We start from the raw sequence: 20,292 nt of genomic DNA on the forward strand, positions 1-20,292 counted from the left end.
GAGATCGCTTGACTTCGCCTCTAGCGGGTGGCCGTGAAGTTCGGATCGGAGCGGAGGTGAGCGCCACGCGTGCGACGCCATCATTCAACGGCCATCTTCGATCAGTAGCAGATACGCCGACTCTAGATGCACGATGCACTCATCCGGATTGTGAAGGCGGTGAATGTGCCGCAGTTCGCGAGCGCGTTCGACAGTCAGTTCGAGTAAGTGCACTCGGCACATGAATTCGGCGAGCATGCCGTCAGCTTGGACGAAGGTCCTGTGATGCAGAGGATCGGGCAATGTCACGACGACGCTCCTGCTTGTGGTGGCACAGCTCGTGGAGAAGAGAGCGGCGCCCTGTCGGTCTTGACACCCAGCCGAGAAACGGGGCAGTAGGTCGCCGCTGATTCCGGTCGAGCTGCGACAGATGACGGAATGTGGTCGGCTCGTCCGGGGCAATGCCGCATGCCACGTGATCCGGAAGCTGGAAAAGATAGTGACGTCCGCTCCGGCTCATCTGCACGGCGGCAATCGGCGAACGAGTGACGAACGGGGGTCAGTCCCACAGTTCGGCACACGGGAGCGTCGGTAGATCGATACTCACATCGTCGTCGACCGTGATCACAAACTCCGGAAAACCCTGTGCGAGTGCTTCTGCAACGCTCTGCGCTTGTTCGGCGCTGGCTTGGTAGTCCAGCGTCAAAGCACCCATCTCGATGTGGAGGTGGCGGATGCGCCGGCTGGAGCGAGGAGGCCACACGGCGCGGATCACCGAGAGTTGTCGACGGGAGACACAACCCGGACAGCTGTGAATGACGCTCGAAGTGCGGCTGGCATGCATCCGCATTTCGGGCTTGACCAGCAATGCGGAACCGCACCGTCGTGTGCGCGGGTTCGGTCATGCATGGGCTGTTCGGGTCCACGGCGGGTCTCGGGTCGAGTCAACGTGGCGAGTTGGTGGATAGCGAGGGTCGTATAGAGCATCGCGGGAGAACCTTCCCAGAGCATCGTGGATCGAAAGGCGCCCGATACCAAGGGCTTTCGCCACCAGCTCTGGCTCACCGCAGCGGGTGCGCCGACCGAGGAGGTGCGGCGTCAGCTTGGTACCGGGCACGGGTCTAACCATGCCCGCGCGGCCGTATTCGGCTCGATCGCGTATTGGTTGGGTATTGTCCGGCTATCGGGTGTGTTCTACCGGTTCGCACGGCGTGCAATACGGCCACGCGACGGTCAGAGATCCGATGGCCTGGTCCGGGACGCTCGGCGAGGTAGTCACCAAATCAGAAGCTGGCGGCTTCGGAGGGAAGCGGGATGCGTTACGCTGCCGTGAGCGTTTTCCCAGGTCAGATGACGTAACGTAGGTGGGGCAATGGTCAGGGGATGGCAATGGACCGGGTTCGAGGCGGCGGCGCTCCAAGAGGCGATGCGGCGCTCGGTACGTGACTTCGCGGTACTGCTCGGCGTCGAGACCACGACAGTCGTCAATTGGCGCACGGGCCTGAGCGCTGTGCGGCCACGCTCGAACACCCAAGCACTTCTCGACATAGCTCTCGATCAACGAGCGACAAGTGATGATCGTGCCCGGTTCGAACAGATCCTCACTGAGGGGGAAGTCGCTTGGCGGCAGCGACACCCGGTAACACCACACAAAGAGGTCGCGGGCAAATCAGGTACCGATCTGCTCGAACCCCTAACTGATCGATCGTGCGGCTCCCCGGCTCCTTCATGTTCGAGACCAAGCACGCGGACTACTGTGAATCCTGGCCACCCCGCCGGGCACGGCGGTGACTACCCCATGGAGATCACGGATATGAACCGGCGCGAGTTGTTGCGGCTACTGAGTATCGCCACAACCACGCTCCCGGCTCCGGGGGCCGTCGACTGGGAGCGCGTGCACTTTGCTGCAGAGTCCGGCCGCGTCGACTCGACCGTCCTTGATCAGTACGGCCACTTGAATGAGCTGCTCTGGAGGAACTATGCGGAAGCGGAGACGAAGTCGGCAGTATTCGTCGCCGCACGTGAGCACTTGGCCGTCCTAGTCGAAAGCCTTCGCAGTTCCAGGAGCGCAGAGCTACGACGTCGCCAGCTCCAACTGACCGCAGATGCGCTCCAGTTGACCGGCGAGATCCTCCTGGACAGTACGCATTTTGCCGAGGCCGCATACTGCTACGCCCTGTCCGGCACATTCGCGGCCGAAGCTCGCGCGTTCGATCTGTGGGCCTGCGCATTAACTCGACACGCTTACGTCGGCATCATCGATGATCGCTTCGGTGACGCGCTGCCACTGGTGGAAGAGGCATCTGAGGTTGCCCGCCGTGGTGACAGTCTCCTGCCGACGCGCTACTGGGTCGAGAGTGTCCGTGCACAGACCGAAGCCGGCCTCGGCAACGCCAGTGAATGCGAAAGGTCGTTCGATGCCGCCCGAGGCGTACTCGGATTGGTAGAGACGCACTCGTTCGGCTGGCTGCGCTTCTCTGGGGCGCGTATCGACGAGGAACAAGCCAGCTGCCTGATTCGCCTTCATCGACCAGAATCGGCCGAGCGCATCTTGAGCCCACTCCTAGATCGTCCCCTCTCCACTCGTCGCCGTGCCAGCGTCTTGGTTGATCTCGCCGCCGCTGGGGCGCTCCGAAGCGATCCGATCCAGGCAGTCTGGTATGGCGGCCCAGCTGTCGATATTGCCCGCCGGACCCGTTCCGGGTACTTGGGGCGACGTCTGAATCAGTTGCGGCCGCATCTGGCTGACTTGCGGGGTGATCGTCACGTGGCCCACCTCGAGCATCGGATCACTACGCTGACCACGTCGACTGCACATGGATAAGGAGCGCACTGTGAGCAATAGCGACGACCACGGCGGTAGGGTCTTCCGCGAAGCGTGGATTGCCGGCGTCACCACGCACTACCCGGGTACGCCGAAGGATAGTTACATCGCGCCCTGGGAGGACACGCCGGACTGGGAGCGCGCCAGTGCGGCGGCGGTCTACCGCCAGGTGGTCGACTTCATCGGGCTCACGCAGAACGCGGCAGCTCGCCTGAGTCCGGAACTGAAAGGGCAGTTCGTCGCGATCTGCTGGATCGGGCAGATCTTGGCGCGGATACCTGATCCGAAGCCTAGTTATATCGCGCCCTGGGACCAGTTGCCCGAGTGGCAGAAGAAGACGGATATCGGAATTTTCGAGGCAATTGAGCGCCAAGTGAAGTCCTCGGCCGCCTCGTAGCCATACCCAACGGATGCATTCTCGCAGTGCTCAGGGCTGCGGCTCACGCGAACGTAGGACGCGTTTCAGGACCTTGCCGTTGGCGTTCCGGGGTAGTGCCGCTACGACCTCGATGCGACGCGGGAGCTTGTAGGCGGCCAGATGAGGTCGGGCCCACGCGATTAGCTCCGCGGGGGCGATTTCGGCGATGCGGTCGATGACGACGAAGGCGTGGCCGACTTCGCCGAGACGGGCGTCGGGGACGCCGATCACTGCGGCCTCGGCTACGTCGGGGTGGGTACGAAGGATGCGCTCGATTTCGGCGGGGTAGACGTTGAAACCGCCCACCACGAACATGTCCGTGCGGCGGTCGGTGACGCGCAGGTAGCCGTCGGCGTCGAGGGTGCCGATGTCGCCGGTGTGTAACCAGCCGCCCGCATCGATGGCGGTCGCTGTTGCCGCGGGATCATCGAGGTAGCCGTGCATCACATTCGGGCCGTGCAGCACTATCTCGCCGGGGTGACCGATCGGCAGCGGCTGCCCGGCGTCGTCCACGATCTGAATCCGCACGTCCGACAATGCTTTTCCTACGTTGTTTCCGAGCTGGATCGCAGGGGCATCGGGTGGGCAGACCGTGGCGACACCGGTTGATTCGGTCAGTCCGTATCCGGTGAAAACTTCTCCGGCACCCAGTTCACGGCGGATTCGCTCCACCATCTCCGTCGGCACGCTGGAACCACCGGTGCCCGCCAGGCGTAGCGAGCTCAGGTCACGAGGGACGCGCCGGTCGTGGGCGAGCAGGTCGTGGAAGAGCGTCGGAGGACCGGTCAGCACGGTGATCCGCTCGCGCTCGATGACGCCGAACACCCGCTCCGGGTCGAAGCGGTCCACCGGCACCATGGTGGCGCCGCGCAGCAGGCACGCGATGATCCCGGCCTTGTAGCCGAAGGTGTGGGCGAACGGGTTGACCAGCAGATATCTGTCGTCGCCGGAGAGCGTGACCGCATCGGCCCAGTGGGTGAAGGCCTCGATCGTCTGCCGGTGCGTGGTCGGCACACCTTTCGGTACGCCCGTGGTGCCGGACGTGAACAGGATGTCGGAGATCGACTCCGGGGCCACGGACGCACTCCGCGCGTCGGCTTCCGCGACGGTTATCACCTCGCCGAGGGCGAGGAAGTCAGCCCAGGAGAGGTCCTCGGGTCTGTCTTCGCGGGACTTGTCGAGAAAGGCGACGGTCCGCAGCTCCGGCAGCGCGTGTCCCGATTCCCGGAGCATTCCCGGGTAGTCGTTGCCGAGGAAGTCGCCCACGGTGAGCAGCATGCGGCACCGGCTACGAGCGAGGATGCCCGCTGCCTCGGGACCGCGCAGTCGAGTGCTGAGCGGAACCAGCGTCGCGCCCGCACCCAGCACGCCGAGCGCGGCGATCACCCAACGCGCGGTGTTGGGCGCCCAGATCGCCACCCGCTCGCCGGGCCGCACCGATCGCGCCATCACCGCCTGTGTGACACGCCGCGCTTCCGCGGCGAGCTCGGCGTAGGTGAGCTGCCCCTCCGGTGACACCACCGCGATCCGGGCGCCGTCCCGCTGTGCCCGCTCGGCCAGCACTGCCGGAATCGTCGCGAGTTCACCGGTCGCTGCACCGCGTCGATCCATGCCGTGATCGTGCCGCATCGACTGTTCCACGCGGTGTGATCGCGGCCGAATATCCCGTTGACCGGGAATTCTTTCCCGGTCACGCGTTCGCGGGAGCCCGTGCGCCGCCGCACGGGTACCGGTATCAGCGCGGCAAACCGATCGAGCCACGGCCAGCGGAGTCGGACGACACGCCGCATCCGGCGGCTCATCGGGACCGTCCTGCTCAGCGGGACCACGGGTACGGCAGGTGACCGATGGCACGGCAGGCTCGAAACGAGCGACCGGTGTGTGCGCCGCGGGTTCGCGTCCGGTCCGGCACGGACCGGTGTACGAGGTTCCGAATCGCGCTGGGGCGCGGAGTGTTCAGTGAGTGCTAAGGAGTGACATGACGGCCGGAGCAGAGCTAGCGGAGCGAAACGACGAGGCAGCGGGCGCGGGGCCGGTCGTCGAACTCGACGGCGCCTGTTCGCTGTCCCGGGAACGCATCGGCGGGAAGGCGTGGAGCGTCAACCGCATGCGCGCGCTCGGTCTGCCGGTGCCGCCCGCGTTCGTCATCACCATCGAGGGATGGGCCGACTTCTCGGCGCACGGGGAGATCGGCGAGGACGTCTGGCACGGTGTCGAGGCGGCCATCGCCGCCCTGGAACACGGCACTGGGAGGAGCTTCGGAGCCGGCGCCCGTCCACTGCTGGTGTCGGTCCGCTCCGGCGCCGTGGTGAGCATGCCGGGAATGATGGACACGGTACTGAACCTCGGCATGAACGACGCGGTCGCGCGGGCCCTGGCGGCGGAGACCGGGAATCCGGGCTACGCGGTGGATACGCGGGAGCGGTTCCGGACCCAATATCGCGAAACCGTGCTGGGTGATCCCGCCGGTGTGGTGCCCGAGGATCCCTGGGAGCAGTTGCGGGCGGCGATCAGCGCGGTGTTCCGGTCCTGGGATTCGCCTCGGGCGCAGACGTATCGGCGCAACCGCGGCCTCTCCGGAACCCTCGGCACCGCCGTGACGGTACAAGCCATGGTCTTCGGCAATCTGGACGAGAGATCCGGCACCGGGGTGCTGTTCAGCCGCAACCCGAACACCGGCGAGCGCTCGCTGTTCGGCGAATGGCTGGTCGGTGGGCAGGGGGAGGACGTGGTGTCCGGCCGGACCACCCCGCGACCGCTCGATGAACTGGCCACCGTGCTGCCCGAGGTGCACGCCCAACTCGTCACGGCCGCCGACTTGCTGGAACGCGACGGCCGCGACATCCAGGACATCGAATTCACCGTCGAATCCGGCGTCCTGTGGTTGTTGCAGTCCCGCGCCGCCAAGCGATCGGCGCGCGCGGCGGTGCGCGCCGCGGTGGCGATGGCCGAGGAAGGACTCATCGGCGCCGAGGAAGCGCTGAACCGGGTCACCGCCGAACAGGTGCGGACCGTGCTGCGTCCGGCCACCGGCGAGTATTCGGGGACGCCGCTGGCACGCGGTGAATCCGCGTGTCCCGGGCTGGCGTCCGGCGTCGCCGTCAGCGATCCGCATGAGGCCGAACGTCGTGCGGAAGCCGGCGAGGACGTGATCCTCGTGCGCCCCACCACCAGCCCCGATGACCTGCACGGCATGATCGCCGCGCGGGCGATCGTCACCGGGCTGGGCGGCGCCACTTCGCACGCCGCGCTGGTCAGCCGCGAGATCGGCAGGCCGTGCGTGGTCGGCTGCGGCCCCGGCGTCGTCGCGACACTGGCCGGTCGGGTGGTGACCGTCGACGGTGGCGCGGGCACGGTCTGGCCCGGGCGGGTCGAAGGCAAGCCCGTCGACGCGAGCACCCTCGCGGACGTCGGCCGACTGGCCGAGTGCGCGGGCACCGACCGGGACGGGTTGGCGGCCTGGCTGGACGCGCGGGCGAGCGAGGACGCGCCGAAGGTGGACGTGGCGCCCCCGGCGACGGTGACGGAAATACCCGAACTCGATCTGCTGCGGCTGATCGGGATCAAAGGCCGGGCCGCCCACGACGCGCTGGCCGCAGGCGTAGGTGCGCCGACCGAGATCGTCGCCGCTCGATGTGCGGAACTGGTGGCCGGAGGATGGTGCGCCGCGACGCCGATCGGTGTACGGCTCACGCCGGAAGGCAGACAGCACTTGCACGGCCTGCTGGCGACGGAACGACGAACGGTCGACCGCGCCGCGATCGCCTCCGTCTATGCCGAATTCTGCGATTTCAACGGGGTTTTCAAAGAAATCGTCACCGCGTGGCAGATGAAAGATCCGGCCACCGTCAACGATCACGCCGACGCCGATTACGACGGCGCGGTACTGACCCGATTGACCGATCTGCATCGCGCCGCTCAGCCGCTGCTGCGGCGGATCGGCGTGGTCGCACCGCGGCTGGCCCGGTACTCCGACCGGTTCGCGCAGGCGATCGAGCGGATCGCGGCCGGTGATCACGCCTGGGTCGCCCGGCCCGTGCTGGACAGTTACCACACCGTGTGGTTCGAGCTGCACGAGGACCTGATCGGACTGTGCGGCCTGAGCCGCGCCGACGAGGCGGCGGCCGGCCGTGCCCACTGACATCGCGGGGGAGTCGACGGTGCCCGGTGACCGGTGGGTCGAGTTCGCGCAGATCGACAACGTGCGTGATATGGGCGGGCTCCCGGTGCAGGGCGGCGGCACAACCCGGTTCGGCGTGGTCTACCGTTCCAGCACACCACAGAATCTCACCGAGTCCGATATGGCGAAACTGCTCGGACCGATCGGTTTGCGCACCTTGATCGACCTGCGGCTGCCCGACGAAGTGGAGCGCGAGGGCTACGGACGGCTGGCCACCGCCGACGTGCGGCGGGTCTGCCTCCCGGTGCGGAAGTCGCCGCAATCCTCACTGGCGGCACGCGATCTGGTGCCGGACTCCACCCGCGTCGATCTGGTGGACCTGTACCAGAAGCTGCTGGCGGGCAGTGCCGATTCCATCGTGGCGGCGGTACGGCTCGTCGTCGACGCGGAACGCCACTCGGTGCTGTTCCACTGCGCCGCGGGCAAGGACCGCACCGGAGTGCTCGCAGCGGTGCTCCTGGACGCGGTGGGCGTACCGCCCGAGGCGATCGCGGCCGACTACGCGCTGACCGGCGAACGCATGCACCGAGTCCGCGACCGCCTCGACGCGCTCCCGTCCTATACCGGGCTGCCCCCGGTGAGCACCGGCATTCTCGGCGTGGAGGCCGAGGTGATGGTGCGTTTCCTCGCGAATCTGTCGGCCGAGCACGGCGGCGCCGCCGAATGGTTGCTTAGCAGCGGCCTCACCCCGGTGGAGTTGGCGCGACTGCGTGAAGTGCTGATCGCGCCGGAATAGGAGTCGCGTGGGCGGCGCCCGGCACACGGGCGCCGCAGAGGTGGCGACTGATCAGGCCTGCACGGGATCGGCTCCGTCGCGCTGGACGACCGAGTCGCCGACATCCAGCATCTTCCACGATTTCCGATTCACACGGACCTTTATCGTGCTGCCATCCTCCAGCCGGATATGCAGTCGCCGATACAGATTCGCTCCATCGAGCAATCCACGCGACTTCTTGACGACCGTCCCGCGCAACTCTCGCTGTACCACTGCTCGTCTCCTCATTCGTCTCGGCCGCTGACGCCGTAGCGATTCCCCGACCGGCGCAGTTCCAGTGTTGTTTCCCCTCACGTTCGGGACATCAGCAGTGAGAGGCATCTTTCCTATGACGAAAGTCGGACATCGCAGGTGGGTGGCCGCACCTTCAGTCGTACGAATACTCATCCACGGCGGTGACCGCGCGGTCTCCTGCGCACGTGAATCGCCGCGGACGACTCGGCGGGAGCCCGCTCGGGCAACCGATGCACTCTCGTCTACGGGTCAGCACGCCCTGATCCACATCGACGAACTCGTCGCACGGCTGAGTGCACGCCCGACCAGCGATACCGCCGCGGTTCACCTCCGGCGGGTCGAACGACTGAGCGGGCCCGGTGGACAACATCCACCGGACCCGCTCTTGGTCTTCGACTACCGAGGCAGGAGTTTCGATTTCAGCGCCTCGAGCGTCGCACTGTCCACGCCCAGCCCCTCGGTGACGAACCGGTCGAACGATCCGAAGGACGCGCCGGCCTGGTCGAACGCGGCGTCGAGGAAGTCGCTCTGCACGCCGAGGATCGGATCGAGCAGCGCAGGGTCGGTAACCAGGCCCTTGGCCACCAGCCCGTCCACCAGCGCCTTGTTGCCCGCGGCCAGGTTGTCGTTCGATTCCAGATAGTCCTTGTAGACCTGGCCCTTCGGCACGCCGAGCGCCGTCATGAGGATCGCGGTCAGCCACCCGGTGCGGTCCTTGCCCGCGGTGCAGTGGAACAACACCGGACCGCTCGCGTTGGCGACATCCCGGATGGCGGTGCCGAACTGAGCGCGCGCCGTGGTGTCGGTGACCATCCAGCGGTAGTAGTCGCGCATGATGCCTGCGGCCTTACCGTCGCCGAACGTCTGTTGTTGCACGGCCGGACCGCCCTGTATCGCCTTGCCCACCATCAGGTAGAAGTCGTTGGCCGGGTCGTACACCGGACGCGCGAGTGCGGGAATCGACGCCGGAAGCTTGTCGGGGTTGGCTCCCGACTCGTTCGGGCTGCGGAAATCGATCACCGCGGTGATGCCCGCCGCCACCAGCTTCTGCTGGTCGGCAGCGGTGAGCTTGTCGAGGGCGTCGGTGCGGAAGACCACGCCCGTACGCAATTTGCCGTTGCCCTGGGTGGGATAGTCGCCGATGTCCCTGGCATTCGGCGCCGTCGAGAGCTGCATCGAGCGGTCGTGCACTGTGTGCACGATCGCAGGGCCCGCGAAAGCGCTGGTGGTGGACGGGAACACGGCGATCAATGCGGCGGCGACACCGGTCATCGCCCCGCGTAGAGCACGCGAAATCGTCACTGAATCATTCCTTCCATGGGATCGCGGCCCGGCGACGCCGAACCGGTAAGGGGCCGGGGTGTGCCACCCCGGCCCCGGCTCAGGCGTCGACGAGCAGGGTGACCGTGCCGGCCGACCCGTCGACGCGCACCCGCTGCCCATCGGCAAGCCGCGTGCTGGCGGTCTTGGTGTCGACGACGCAGGGGATGCCGAATTCCCGGGCTACGATGGCGGCGTGTGAGGCGGAACCCCCGATGTCGGTGACCACGGCCGCGGCATAGGCGAACATCGCGGTGTGCCCGGTGTCGGTGACCGAAGCCACCAGGATGTCGCCCGGTTCGATGTCGTCGTCCAGCGACAGCACGCGTTTCACGGTGCCTTCCACGACGCCGGGGCTCACTCCGATGCCGGTGAGGCTGTCTCCGGGCGTCAACGCGTCCGCGGCCGGGAGCGGTTCCCAGTCGCCCGCGATCACATCCGGCATGCGGACGCCCTGCAAGCGGGCCAGTTCCGCGCGCCGTCGGGCTACGCGCTCGGCCAGGTCGGCAGGCGCCCAGAGGATCTCGTCGAGGGTCAGGAAACAGGCGTCCTCGGCCTGTCGCAGCAGCCCTTGCCGGATCAGCCGTTCCGCCCGCTCGCGCACGGCGAGACGCAGGCAGTGGGTATACCGGACGACGGCGTCGCGGACGCGTTCGCGCGCCATGGTCGCGCCCGCCGCCATCCGCGCGGTGCGGCTCGGCGACGGGTCGACCGGTTCCCGCTTGGGCGCGGGCATTTGGGCGGCGCGGGCGGCGGCGGTCACCAGCAGTTCGGGCCGGTCGCCGAAGGTGGGGTTGATCAGCTCGCACTCGCCCGGGCCGCGATGCCCGATCCGGCGCAGCTCCTCGTCCAGCGCGGCGGAGAACGCGGGCGAGGCGGCCCGCGCCGCCGCGACATCGCCGGAATGCGCCGCGTCGTGCAACGCGGCGTCGGCACGGCACAGCGCGGCAAGGCGTTCCACCGCGAGCATGGTCCTGGCCGACTCCAACCGCTCCAGGTCGATGGGCACGTCGGCGGCTTCCTTGCCGCGGGAGTGGATGGCAGTGGCCGCGCCGGTCATCATCACACCGATGGACGCCGCCGCCCAAGACTGGTTCAGTCGGTCCCGCCACAGCAGGGCCCGCGCGTGCAGTTGCTCGTCGGTGAGCTCGCGGATCGCGGCGGCGCCCAGTGATTCCTGATGCGCGGCGGCGTTGATGCCGTCGGTGGTTTCGCGATAGCGCAGCGCGGTGCGCAGCACCCGGCCGGCTGCGCGCCAGGTGGCGCGGGTGCTGGCGAAACCGCTCGGGGTGGGTGGCTTGCCGTGCGGGGTCAGCGAAATCTCGGGTGGAATGTTGCCGTAGACGTCGCGGCGGATGCTCTGCTCGTCCCAGCCCGGCATGTTCTCCGCGGCGAGCACCCCGATGGAGGCGTTGATGTAGATGTGGTGCCCGAGCACGGTGGTGACCCGGCTGGTCCAGTGCTCCAGCGCGATCCCGTCCAGCGCGATCATCCTGCCCATCGCGGCGTTGGCCAGCCGGATCGCGCCCGCCTGCAGATCCACGGTGAGCGGCGTGAGCGGTCCGGGCAGCGCTTCGGACGTATTCGTCGCGGTGTGCACCGGGTAGGCCGGATCGACACGGTCGTCGAACTCGCCCTCGAGACCTTCCGGCGCCACCGACACCAGGGCATGGCCGTCCGAGGTGGCCGCGCGGGCGGGAATCAGATAGCCGGGCAGCGGAATCGCCCCGGTCCGCGCGACGAGTTCGTCGCCGTCGACCTTGCGGCCGGCCAGTCCGCGGAGGACGTCCGCCGCGACTTCGGACGCGGTCCATCCGCAGCGGAATCCCCATTCGTCCTGTGCGGCGCTGGTATCCACCTCCGGCACAGTCCGACCACCTGCCATCCGCCGGACCGATCGTGTTCCGATCGCGGCGCGGATATGACGCACGTCCGCACCGGAGACCACGCCGGGCGCGGCGAGTTCGACCACGCCGACGCGTGCCGACTCCGCCGCCAGCACCAGGAAACGCTCGAAGTCGTCGGTGTGCAGCACCTGGAATCCGCCCGCCCGGCGAGATCCGAGCAGCCGCCGCAGGATGCGCCAGCTCTCGCGCTCGACGCACCTGCCCGCGACCGGTGCGGTGCGCACGATCAGAGCCCGCGCACCGCTGGACCGCACGATATCGTCGGCGGCCGAATCCGTCCCCGCGATGGTGGGAACCACGATGCGCGCTCCGGCCGCTCGGGCTGCCGTCGCGATCGCGGCGAGCGAACCGCCCAGATGCACCACCACCGCGCACTCGGCGACGGCCCGCGCACAGCTCGCCGGATCGTCCGGGTCACCGGTGAAAACCTGGACCCGAGGGTCGACGTACCGGTGCCGCGACCGGTCCGACCCGACTACGTCGTGGCCCGCGGCCAGCAGCATGCGCGCCACCGCGCGGCCGGTCGGATCGGACACTCCGGTGACCAGGACCCGCATGAATTCTTCCTCCTCGCTGGCGCCCACGCAGACGTGACGCCGTTCACACACCATCGCCACCCGGCGCGCCCGCGACGGTCCGCAGTCCCGCTGATCGGGACCGGAAGGTCGCTCACCAAGATGGGCGCCGGGCCACCGAGTGCCGAGCGGGAAGGTCGACATATGAGTGATCGGAATTCGGTCGTGCCGAGGGCCGCCGCCGATGTGCGCGCCTACGACATCGAGACCGATGTGCTGGTGGTCGGTTACGGATGTGCCGGGGCGGCCGCGGCGTTCGAGGCGGCAGCGGGCGGCGCGCAGGTGCTGGTACTCGATCGGATGAGCGGTCCCGGAGGCGCGTCGGCGCTGTCGGGCGGCGAGATCTATCTCGGCGGTGGCACGCCGATCCAACGGGCGTGCGGGTTCGACGACGACCCGGCCACGATGGCCGCGTTCCTGTCCGCCGCGCTCGGCCCGGGCGCCGACTGGGCCAAGATCACGCGCTACAGCGCGGACAGCGTCGCGCATTTCCACTGGCTCGCCGACCGTGGCGTGCCGTTCAAACCCAGCCTGTGGGATGCGCCGGTGTGGGTCCCGCCGACGGACGACGGGCTGATGTGGCTGGGGGAGAACAGCAAGCCGTTCGCCGACCTCGCCGCGCCTGCGCCCCGCGGCCATCGCCCGGCCGCCGCCGACTTCGGCGGCAAGCTGCTCATGGACTGCCTCGCCGAGGCCGCCCGATCAGCCGGTGCGACAGCGCTTTTCGACACCAGGGCCGCCTGCCTGATCGTGGCCGGTGACGGCACGGTCGTCGGCGTGGTGGCGCGGCGGTACGGCACGGAGCTGACCATCCGCGCCCGCCGCGGCGTCGTCCTGACCACCGGCGGATTCGTCGACAACGACGCCATGCTCGCCGCCCACGCGCCGCGATTGCTGGGACACACCAAGGTCAGCGCGGGCACCGACGACGGCAGCGGCATCCGGATGGCGCAGGCGCTCGGCGCGGCGGTGCGGCACATGTCGGCGGGGCAGGTCGGCATCTCGCTGATTCCCGGCCTGGCCGCGCGCGGCATGGTGGTGAACGGGCACGGGCAGCGGTTCATCAACGAGGACACCTATCCCGGCCGGATCGGCCAGGCGGCGCTGTTCCGGCAGGGGATGCGGACCTGGGTCGTGCTCGACGAACGGGCCTTCGACGAAGTGCCGGAACCACAGCGCTGGGGTGTGCGGCCCACCCATGTGGCGGAGACGCCCGAGGAACTCGCCGGGCTGATGGGCGTGCCCGCCGCGGCGCTGGCCGACACCGTCCGTCGCTACAACAGCCACGCCGCGGACGGCGCGGATCCCGAATTCGGGAAAGCGCCACGCTGGGTGCGGCCGCTCACGCCACCGCTGGCCGCGATCGACGCGCGGGCGGGAGTGCGGCCGCCGTCGGAGTCCGGCGATCGCCGCGGAACCGGCGCGTCCGTCTTCACCCTCGGCGGTCTGCACACCTCGCTCGACGGCGCCGTGCTCGACCTCGACGGCGTCCCGATCCCGGCCCTGTTCGCCGCGGGCCGCGCCGCGAGCAACCTGCACGGCGAGGGCTACATCAGCGGCACTTCGCTCGGCGACGGCACCTTCTTCGGCCGCCGCGCCGGCGCCGCCGCGGCCCGCACCAGCTGATCCGGGTGGCGGGTTCCGGTCATCGGGATGGATCGGATTCGACGGCACCGCACCGGCCTAGCGTCGAAAGACGGCACTACGAGGAGGACTACCGCATATGACCAACAAGGTGCTCGATCGGGTACGGGATCTGCTGCCCGCGATCCGAGAACGAGCGGCCGACGCCGATCTGCAGCGCAGAGTGCCCGAGCAGAGCATCCGGGAGCTGACCGAGGCGGGGGTGTTCCGCATGCTGCAGCCGTCCCGATTCGGCGGCGACGAATCCTCACCGGTCGCGTTCTACGAGGTGATTCGTGCCATCGCCACCGCCTGCCCGTCCACGGCGTGGGTGTCGTCGGTGCTGGGCGCGCACCCGTGGCAGCTGGCGCTGTTCCCGCTGGAAGCGCAGCAGGACGTGTGGGGCGCCGATCCGGACACGCTGGTGTCGTCGTCGTACGCGCCGACCGGCAGGCTCACCCCCGTCGAGGGCGGCTTCGAGATCAGCGGTCGCTGGAGCTTCTCCTCCGGGTGCGATCACGCCCGCTGGGCGTTCCTCGGTGCGGTCGTGCCGAACGACGAGGGGGGAGCGGAATACCTGACCGTTCTGGTGCCGCGCACCGATTACCGGATCGAAGACGTCTGGCACGTGTCGGGGTTGTCCGGCACCGGCAGCAACGACATCGTCATCGAGCACGCGTTCGTGCCCGCCTACCGGACCTACAGCGCGAGTGAGCAGGCCGAGCTGCGCGGACCCGGTCAGGAGGTCAATACCGCTCCGCTGTATCGCATCTCGTTCGGCGCGGTGTTCTCCAACACCATCACCGCCCCCATCATCGGCGCCGCGCAAGGCGCGTACGAAGCGCACATCGAGCGCATGCGCGAGCGGGTGCGGATCTCCTATGGCGGGCAGAAGGCCGCCGAGGATCCGTTCGCGCACGTGCGGGTCGCGCGCGCCGCTTCCGAGATCGACGCGGCCGTGCTGCAGATGGAGCGCAACATCAGCGAACAGCTGCGCTACGCCGAAGCGGGGGAGGAGATCCCGTTCGAACTGCGAGTGCGCAGCCGGCGCGACCAGGTGCGCGGCACCGAACGCGCCATCGAGGCCGTCGACCTGCTGTTCGACAACTCGGGCGGTCACTCGATCCGCAAACCCAACCCGATCGAACGGCACTGGCGCGACGCGCACGCCGGCAGCGTGCACGTCATCAACGACGTCGAGCGCGCGCTCGTCCTCTACGGCCGGGACGCGTTCGGGCTGCCGGTCACGGATCGGATGATCTGATGACGCTCACCGCCGAGAACACCACGCGTTGGAGCACGACGGACGGTCTTCGGCTGCGTTACCACGAGGCGGGGTCGGGCGCGCCGCTGGTGTTGTTGCACGGCTCCGGACCGGGCGTCTCGGGCTGGGCCAATTTCGGCGCGAACCTGCCGGTGCTGGCCGAACGGTTCCGCTGCCTGATCGTGGATCAGCCGGGCTTCGGCGCCAGCGGCCGCCCGGCGGTGTACGAACGCAACTACCTGCGCATCTCCGCCGACGCGCTGCTCGGACTACTCGACGACCTCGGCCTGGACCGGGTGCACCTGCTGGGCAATTCGATGGGCGGCGCCGTCGCGACGCTGCTGGCGCTGGAACATCCCGAGCGGGTCGACCGGCTGGTGCTGATGGCGCCCGGCGGCGTCGGGGTGAACGTGCTGGGGCCGGAACCGTCCGAGGGCATCACGCGGTTGCTGGAGTTCAGCGCCGATCCCACCAGGGAGCGCCTCATGCCGTGGCTGCGCACCATGGTGTCGAATCCCGCGACCTTGACCGAGGAACTGGTCGCTGCCCGGCTGGCCGCCGCCGCGGATCCGGACGCCATCGCCGCGCTGCGCGACGCTTACGCGACGTTCGCCGATCCAGCGCTCGCCGAACCTGTCCCGCTGTGGGCCAGGTTGCGCGGCCTGCGCCCGGAGACGCAGATCCTATGGGGCCGCGACGACCGGGTGACACCGGTGGAGGCGGCGCTGTTGCCCGCACGCCAGATACCGAATGCCGATCTGCGCGTTTTCGCCCGCTGTGGCCATTGGGTGCAGATCGAGCGCAAGTCGGCGTTCGAACGCGCCGTCGCCGACTTCCTCACCGGCGGGTTGTGATCGCGGCCCACGTCGATCACACCTCGTGATCGCGGACCCATCCCGCGATCTGGGTCCGCGAGGTGAAGCCGAGCTTGGTGAGGATGTGCTCGACGTGGGTCTCGGCGGTGCGCACCGAGATGACCAGGTCCGCGGCGATGCGTTTGTTGCTGTGGCCCGCGGCCACCAGGCGGGCGACGTCCTTCTCCCGGCGCGTGAGGACGTCCGCCGCCCGCGGCTCGGTCGCGGCGGCCCGCGGCGGCCGCGCAGCCGCGGGCGCGCGCCCGAGCGCGTAATCGATCGCCTCGCTCAGCGGCAGCGTCGCGCCGCTGTCGAACAGCTCCTGGAACGCTCGCTCGCCCAATGCTTCACGCACACGGCCACGCATCTTGTCACCCAGCACGCCGGTGATGGCGTGGGCGAGGCGCACCGTACTCCGAGCGAGGATCTCCGCGGCGCCGAGCAGACGTGCGGCGCGTTCGAAGTCGGCTCGGGCCACCGCCGTCCAAGCCAGTCCTTCGAATCCGGAGGCGAGCCAGACGCACCGGTCGAACAGGCTGAACATCTCGATCGAGCGGGCCAGATAGCCGGTGGCGGCGTCCTGATCGCCGCGTCGCCAATGGTCCAGGCCCATCGACCACTGCGCCAGCCCGCCGAGCAGAGACGGTCCGCGTTCGGTGGCGACCCGCAGTAGCCGCTCGGCGAAAGCGGTGGAGCGCGCGTCGGAGAGCACCAGCGCGCACACGAAAGCGAAGGCGAGACTGTCCATCTCCATCGCGTGGTGCCCGCATTCGGCGGCCAGGTGCGTCGCCGTCTCGGCCAATTCGAGGGCGCGGGCGGTGTCCCCGTCGTTGAAGGCGAGCAACGCCGAGTCGAGCATCGCCTCCGCGAGAATGTCGGGCGCGTTGACTTTGCGTGCCAGCGCGACGCATTCGTCCACCAATTGCCGCGCGGACCCGCGATCGGACAGCAGCGCCGCGAGTGAGGCGGCCGCGGAGAGCCCGCGTGCGCGCAGCTCGGTCGGTTCCTCGAACTTCGCCAGCGCGTCGGTCAGCCAGCGGTAGCCCTCGGTGAGGAAACGGTTGTGCTCCCAGAACGGCCGCAGCACGGCGGCCATCTCGAGTGCCGACTGCGGTGCGTCGCCGAGGCCGAACTGCAGCGCCGCGCGCAGATTGGCGTGCTCGCGGTTCAGTTCGCGGAACCAGACCACGTCGTCGGAACTCCAGTACGCGGTCCGGCCGCGCAGCGCCAGCCGCCGATAGTGATCGTGGTGGCGCGCGCGGACCGCGAGCTCGTCCCCCCGTTCGGTCAGCCGGTCGTGGGCGAACTGGCGGATCGGCTCCAACATCGAGTACCGGCCGACATCACCGTCGTAGCGCAGGCTCAGCACCGATTTGTCGACCAGGCCGGTCAACGCGTCGAACAGCGTCCGCGCGCCAGGAGCAGGCAGGCACACGGCTTCGGCGGCGTCGATGTCGAAGCCGCCGGAGAATACCGACAGCTGCTCCCATAACCGCTGTTCGGCCGGGGTACACAGGTCGTAGCTCCAGCGGATCGCCCCCTCGATGGTCTGCTGCCGCTCGGGCGCCAGGCGCGGCCCCGCGCTGAGCAGGCCCATGGTGTCGTCGAGCCGGGCGAGGATCTGCTCGGGAGTGAACATCCGGAAGCGCAGGGCGGCCAGTTCCAGCGCGAGCGGAATACCGTCCAGCCTGCGGCAGATCCCCGCCAATGCGTCCCGGTTCGCGGGGGTGGCCGCGAAACCCGGGTTGGCCGCGCCCGCCCGCTCGGCGAGCAGTCGCATCGCATCGCTGTCCTCGGCCCTTCCGTCCGGTAGCGGCAAGGGCGCCACGGGCATGACCTGTTCCCCCTGCACACCGAGCACCTCCCGGCTGGTCGCCAGCACCCGCACCTCGGGAGTGGTGGCGACGATACGGCCGACCAGTTCCGCGCACGCGTCGATCAGGTGCTCACAGTTGTCCAGGATCAGCAGCAACCGTTTGTCCGCGAGGAACTCGGTCAGCCGCCGCAGGGGCGCCGCCGTGTCGTCGCGCAGCGCCAGCGCCTCCGCGACGCTCACCGTCACCAGGTCGGGGTCGTGCACGTCGGCCAGTTCGACCAGCCACACCCCGTCCGGGAAAGCGCGCGCGACCGCGACGCCGATCTGGCGGGACAGCCGGGTCTTGCCGACGCCGCCCGGACCGAGCAGCGTCAGGACCCGTGTCGTGGGCAGCAGACGCTTCGCCGCGGCGAGTTCCTCCTGGCGCCCGACGAAGCTGGTGACCTCGGCAGGGAGGTTGCCGATGGGACGCCGCGCCATGGGTGTCAACCCTAGGTACCGCACGTGGCGCGCAAGAGCGTTCTGGACAAATTCAACTCCGGTGGGCGTACCCGCGTGGTCCGCCGGCCCGGGGGCTGCGACGGCGTCCCCGGGACAGCGGACCGATCGAACCGTTGCCGCTCATCGGACGGCGACAGCGGTGTCGACCTCGGTCAACTGGTGGCGCATGCGGTCGCGCTTGGCGCGCAGATAGCGCACGTTGTGCTCGGTCGGGCTGGCCTGCAAGGGGATTCGCCGTTCGACGGCGATGCCGTATTCGGTCAGGCCCGCCTGTTTGGCCGGGTTGTTGCTGAGCAACCGGACCGACCGCACACTCAGGTCGGCCAGGATCTGCGCCGCGGCGCCGTAGTGGCGGGCGTCGACGGGCAGCCCGAGCCGCAGGTTCGCGTCGACGGTGTCGGCGCCCCCGTCCTGCAGCTCGTATGCGCGCAATTTGTTCAGCAGTCCGACACCGCGTCCCTCTTGGCCGCGCAGGTACACCACGACTCCGCGGCCTTCGGCGGCCACGGCCCGGAGGGCGGCGTCGAGCTGCTCGCCGCAGTCGCAGCGCAGGGAACCGAACGCGTCACCGGTGAGGCATTCCGAGTGCACCCGGGTCAGCACGTCGTGCTCGCCCGGCGCGCCGAACACCAGCGCGAGATGCTCGGCGTGGTTCGTCGCGTCCCGATAGCCGATCAGCCGGAACTCGCCGAACGGGGTCGGCAGCCGGGTCTCCACGATCCGGGCGACGCCCGGATCGCGCCGGCGGCGGTAGTCGACCAGGTCGGCGATGGAGATGATCGGGATGCCGTGGACCCGGGCCATGGTCAGCAGCTCGGGCAGGCGGGCCATCGATCCGTCGTCGCGGACCACCTCGGCGATGACACCGGCCGGGCGCAGACCCGCCATCCGCGCCAAGTCGACGGCGGCCTCGGTATGCCCGCGCCGACCGAGGACGCCGCGCGGATGCGCTCGCAGGGGAAACACGTGCCCCGGGCGGGTGAGATCCCGGGGTGTGGCGGCGGGATCGGCCAGCAGGCGCATGGTGCGCGCCCGGTCGGCGGCCGAGATGCCGGTGTCCACACCCGCCGCCGCGTCCACCGAGACCGTGTAGGCGGTGCCCTTCGGGTCCTGGTTGACCGCCGTCATCGGCGGCAGTTCCAGGCGGTCCAGATCGTCGCCCGCCATGGGCACGCACAGCACGCCACTGGTGTGCCGTACCAGGAATCCGATGTTCTGCGGGGTCGCCATCTCCGCGGCGAGCACCAGGTCGCCTTCGTTCTCGCGGTCCTCGTCGTCCACCACGAGCGCCATGCCGCCGCTCGCGATCGCCGCCACCGCGGCAGGCACCGTGTCCAGTTCACCGGTCATCGTCCGCCACCTCCATATGCCTAATAGAAATATGGCGAGGCTGGAACAACCAGGCGGCGTCTCACTCAGTGAGGCGATCGATATCCGCGAGCAGTTCGCGGGCGAAGTCGACCTCCGCCTCGTAGTGCCGGACGCACCAGCGCAGCACCAGTTCCGGATAGGCCCAGTCCGGATTCGCCTCGGCGCCTTTCGCGTCGGCTTCGGCGCGCTTGCGCATCCTCTCGGCGTAGGCGATGTGCTCGGTGAGGATGTCGCGCAGCCGGTCGGGCTCGGCGAGATTGCCGAGCCATGCCCGCAACATCACACTGTGCTTGAGCACCGGCGCCTCGACCGGCGCGTGATTGACCCAGTTCGCGGCGGCGGCACGGCCTTCCGGCGTGATGGCGTACATCCGCTTGCCGCGCACGCCGTCCTCCTGCACCACCGTGCGCGAGCTGGCGTAGCCGTGCTTCTCGAGGCGTTTGAGTTCGGCGTAGATCTGGCTGAACGACGGGCTCCAGTAGAAGAACTGCAGACTCCAGTCGGCCCATTTCTTCAGGTCGTAGCCGGAGAGCTCGTCGGCGTGCGAGAGCATGCCGAGCACGGCCCACGCGGTGGTCGGCAGGTCGGGCACCGCGGGTGTGCCGCCATCGGTCATGGTCGGACTGTACCGGTCAGGCATATGCGGATTCG

General features: G+C 68.9%; 16 protein-coding genes. 7 read left to right on the top strand and 9 right to left on the bottom strand.

The window, feature by feature from the left end; all coding sequences use genetic code 11:
* Window positions 1-84: 84 nt before the first annotated feature.
* Together QMG86_RS14125 and QMG86_RS14130 are read right to left on the bottom strand one after the other, a co-directional pair.
* The gene (locus QMG86_RS14125) at window positions 85-288 is read right to left on the bottom strand and encodes a hypothetical protein (protein ID WP_281880016.1); all 204 of its coding nucleotides are present in this window, start codon (window positions 286-288) and stop codon (window positions 85-87) included.
* Between the two features lie 250 nt (window positions 289-538).
* Window positions 539-847: a hypothetical protein gene (locus QMG86_RS14130; protein ID WP_281880019.1), complete on the bottom strand. Its 309-nt coding sequence runs from the start codon at window positions 845-847 to the stop codon at window positions 539-541.
* A gap of 930 nt (window positions 848-1,777) precedes the next feature.
* On the opposite strand from QMG86_RS14130, the gene QMG86_RS14135 reads away from it, so the two are divergent.
* Together QMG86_RS14135 and QMG86_RS14140 are read left to right on the top strand one after the other, a co-directional pair.
* Window positions 1,778-2,803, top strand: a complete 1,026-nt coding sequence (locus QMG86_RS14135) for an NsdA family TPR-like regulatory protein (protein WP_281880021.1) — start codon at window positions 1,778-1,780, stop codon at window positions 2,801-2,803.
* Window positions 2,804-2,813: 10 nt separating this feature from the next.
* Entirely contained in the window at window positions 2,814-3,200 is a 387-nt protein-coding gene (locus QMG86_RS14140) for a hypothetical protein (RefSeq protein ID WP_281880024.1), read from the top strand.
* 30 nt (window positions 3,201-3,230) lie between these two features.
* On the opposite strand, the gene QMG86_RS14145 is transcribed toward QMG86_RS14140, so the two are convergent.
* Window positions 3,231-4,832, bottom strand: a complete 1,602-nt coding sequence (locus tag QMG86_RS14145) for a FadD3 family acyl-CoA ligase (RefSeq protein ID WP_281880026.1) — start codon at window positions 4,830-4,832, stop codon at window positions 3,231-3,233.
* Between the two features lie 367 nt (window positions 4,833-5,199).
* On the opposite strand from QMG86_RS14145, the gene QMG86_RS14150 reads away from it, so the two are divergent.
* Together QMG86_RS14150 and QMG86_RS14155 are read left to right on the top strand one after the other, a co-directional pair.
* Entirely contained in the window at window positions 5,200-7,362 is a 2,163-nt protein-coding gene (locus QMG86_RS14150) for a pyruvate, phosphate dikinase (protein ID WP_281880028.1), read from the top strand.
* The gene (locus tag QMG86_RS14155; protein WP_281880030.1) at window positions 7,352-8,137 is read left to right on the top strand and encodes a tyrosine-protein phosphatase; all 786 of its coding nucleotides are present in this window, start codon (window positions 7,352-7,354) and stop codon (window positions 8,135-8,137) included. The genes QMG86_RS14150 and QMG86_RS14155 overlap by 11 nt, the downstream gene beginning before the upstream one ends.
* Before the next feature lie 51 nt (window positions 8,138-8,188).
* On the opposite strand, the gene QMG86_RS14160 is transcribed toward QMG86_RS14155, so the two are convergent.
* From QMG86_RS14160 to QMG86_RS14170, 3 genes are all read right to left on the bottom strand, one after another.
* On the bottom strand, window positions 8,189-8,389 hold the full coding sequence (locus tag QMG86_RS14160) for a DUF7489 domain-containing protein (protein WP_281880031.1): 201 nt from the start codon (window positions 8,387-8,389) through the stop codon (window positions 8,189-8,191).
* 417 nt (window positions 8,390-8,806) lie between these two features.
* On the bottom strand, window positions 8,807-9,712 hold the full coding sequence (locus tag QMG86_RS14165) for a tyrosine-protein phosphatase (protein ID WP_281880033.1): 906 nt from the start codon (window positions 9,710-9,712) through the stop codon (window positions 8,807-8,809).
* Window positions 9,713-9,791: 79 nt separating this feature from the next.
* On the bottom strand, window positions 9,792-12,194 hold the full coding sequence (locus QMG86_RS14170) for a PEP-utilizing enzyme (RefSeq protein WP_281880034.1): 2,403 nt from the start codon (window positions 12,192-12,194) through the stop codon (window positions 9,792-9,794).
* A 162-nt stretch (window positions 12,195-12,356) separates the two neighbouring features.
* Here QMG86_RS14170 and QMG86_RS14175 point away from each other — a divergent pair, with 162 nt between their 5' ends.
* The 3 genes from QMG86_RS14175 (at window position 12,357) to QMG86_RS14185 (ending at window position 15,953) form a co-directional block, all read left to right on the top strand.
* Window positions 12,357-13,838 carry an FAD-dependent oxidoreductase gene (locus QMG86_RS14175; RefSeq protein WP_281880035.1) on the top strand — a complete coding sequence of 494 codons (1,482 nt, stop codon included), beginning with the start codon at window positions 12,357-12,359 and terminating at the stop codon, window positions 13,836-13,838.
* A 97-nt stretch (window positions 13,839-13,935) separates the two neighbouring features.
* Window positions 13,936-15,099: a 3-hydroxy-9,10-secoandrosta-1,3,5(10)-triene-9,17-dione monooxygenase oxygenase subunit gene (gene hsaA / locus QMG86_RS14180; RefSeq protein ID WP_281880036.1), complete on the top strand. Its 1,164-nt coding sequence runs from the start codon at window positions 13,936-13,938 to the stop codon at window positions 15,097-15,099.
* The gene (locus QMG86_RS14185) at window positions 15,099-15,953 is read left to right on the top strand and encodes an alpha/beta fold hydrolase (RefSeq protein WP_281880037.1); all 855 of its coding nucleotides are present in this window, start codon (window positions 15,099-15,101) and stop codon (window positions 15,951-15,953) included. The genes hsaA and QMG86_RS14185 overlap by 1 nt, the downstream gene beginning before the upstream one ends.
* 16 nt (window positions 15,954-15,969) lie before the next feature.
* Here QMG86_RS14185 and QMG86_RS14190 read toward each other — a convergent pair whose 3' ends face one another.
* The 3 genes from QMG86_RS14190 to QMG86_RS14200 form a co-directional block, all read right to left on the bottom strand.
* Complete coding sequence (locus tag QMG86_RS14190) at window positions 15,970-18,249, bottom strand: ATP-binding protein (RefSeq protein ID WP_281880039.1); 2,280 nt, start codon at window positions 18,247-18,249, stop codon at window positions 15,970-15,972.
* Window positions 18,250-18,390: 141 nt separating this feature from the next.
* Window positions 18,391-19,620 carry a bifunctional 3,4-dihydroxy-2-butanone-4-phosphate synthase/GTP cyclohydrolase II gene (locus QMG86_RS14195; protein ID WP_281880040.1) on the bottom strand — a complete coding sequence of 410 codons (1,230 nt, stop codon included), beginning with the start codon at window positions 19,618-19,620 and terminating at the stop codon, window positions 18,391-18,393.
* 61 nt (window positions 19,621-19,681) lie between these two features.
* Window positions 19,682-20,257 carry a PadR family transcriptional regulator gene (locus QMG86_RS14200; protein WP_281880041.1) on the bottom strand — a complete coding sequence of 192 codons (576 nt, stop codon included), beginning with the start codon at window positions 20,255-20,257 and terminating at the stop codon, window positions 19,682-19,684.
* Window positions 20,258-20,292 lie beyond the last annotated feature (35 nt).

This window comes from Nocardia sputorum (assembly GCF_027924405.1).
In the GTDB taxonomy this organism is placed as follows: domain Bacteria; phylum Actinomycetota; class Actinomycetes; order Mycobacteriales; family Mycobacteriaceae; genus Nocardia; species Nocardia sputorum.